This window comes from Clostridium sp. SM-530-WT-3G (assembly GCF_012843905.1).
In the GTDB taxonomy this organism is placed as follows: Bacteria; Bacillota; Clostridia; order Clostridiales; family Clostridiaceae; genus Clostridium.
In genome coordinates this window covers 1-1026 of sequence record NZ_JABAGC010000090.1, presented here as the reverse complement: position 1 = coordinate 1026, position 1026 = coordinate 1, and the positions used below count along the sequence as shown (strand labels likewise).

Genomic DNA, 1026 nt, shown 5'->3' with positions numbered 1-1026 from the left:
CTCAATAAGATTATATCATAAATAGAAATATATTTTTATATATTTTTATAGATTATTTTTAACAGTTAAAAGCCCCCAATTGCAAACTTTATCTTAATTATATGCAACAACTAAAAACTATATTTTTACAAATTATCTATAATCTGAACGCATTATTATATTACCATAATATATACTTTTTATGTAGCTTTTAGTATAAAATCAACTTACATAGTTACTTATTTAATCTGAGCTACTGCTCTAACTTGCGCTCCATCAGCATTCTCATATTTCAATGGTAAAGCAGATAAAATAAATTCATCACAATTAAGTTTATCTAAATTAGCCAAATTTTCAATTATAAGAACATCATTTTTTAATAGTATTTTATGTGCTGAAAGTTTTCCAGATCCCATCTTATCCGGTGACATTAAATCAACACCTATTCCTTTCTTTTTCTTTAATGCAATGTAATCAGCTACTTCAATGCTTAAATATGGGCAATTCTTCTTATACTTATCACTTCCCCAATACTCACAGTATCCTGTATAGAAAATTATAAAATCTGCTTCATCTATTTTTTCCTTATTATCTTCTATATATTTCAAATCTATTTCTGGTTCTTCTTTTAATACGACATCTCTGCAATCAATTACTACTGCTGTTCCAATAAACTTTTCAATATCATATTCCCCAAGTGTGGCTCCATCTTCAATCATATGAGCAGGTGCATCAATATGAGTTCCATTATGAGAAAATATACTCAAATGAGTCATTTTATATCTATCATTTTTAACTTCTGCTGTATTCTCTAATTTTGGAGCTTCTTTATCCATATACACTGGCATTCCATTACATAATTTATGTGTCAAATCTAAAAATTTCACTTTTTTTCACCATCCATCTATAAAAATACATATAGTTTATATTATATTATAGATATACTAATATTTCTATTATGATATTTTAGTATCAGCTTTAAAGAGTAAATTTATTTATATGTTTAAAATCTTCTTAATTTCAGCTTTAATTTTTCAGAAAATTAAG

At 25.5% G+C, this 1026-nt stretch carries 1 protein-coding gene; it reads right to left on the bottom strand.

Going from position 1 to position 1026, the window contains the following annotated elements:
- Window positions 1–218 precede the first annotated feature (218 nt).
- The gene (locus HF850_RS15345; protein WP_169106280.1) at window positions 219–866 is read right to left on the bottom strand and encodes a cyclase family protein; all 648 of its coding nucleotides are present in this window, start codon (window positions 864–866) and stop codon (window positions 219–221) included.
- Window positions 867–1026: the final 160 nt, after the last annotated feature.